Origin of the sequence: Flagellimonas abyssi (assembly GCF_019457905.1) — a bacterium.
Taxonomy (GTDB): domain Bacteria; phylum Bacteroidota; class Bacteroidia; order Flavobacteriales; family Flavobacteriaceae; genus Flagellimonas; species Flagellimonas abyssi.
Window position 1 is genome coordinate 1 of record NZ_JAHZSV010000080.1, and the last position, 245, is coordinate 245.

Annotated in this window: 1 protein-coding gene; it reads right to left on the reverse strand. The window is 48.6% G+C overall.

The genetic code is table 11. The features are described from left to right. Window positions 1–245: RagB/SusD family nutrient uptake outer membrane protein (locus K1F36_RS19835; protein ID WP_220115336.1), on the reverse strand; the 245-nt coding region annotated here is incomplete at both ends.

Here is a 245-nt window from a genome sequence, read left to right on the forward strand (position 1 = left end):
ATGGAAAGTGGCTCCAAATCCATACGGCCTACTTTACTGTTCATGTCAAAATTGGTCGAATCGATAAAGGGCACCGGACCGAACAGTTGCATTAAATGGAAATGAAGGAACGCCCGCAAAAAATAGGCCTCGCCCAGAAATCGATGGACATCCTCCTGCCCCAGTTCCGTGGAGTTTTGGACTCCCTCCAAAATACTGTTCGTTGCATAGATCAGTTCATAGGCCCCGTCCCAAAGCCGTTCAAC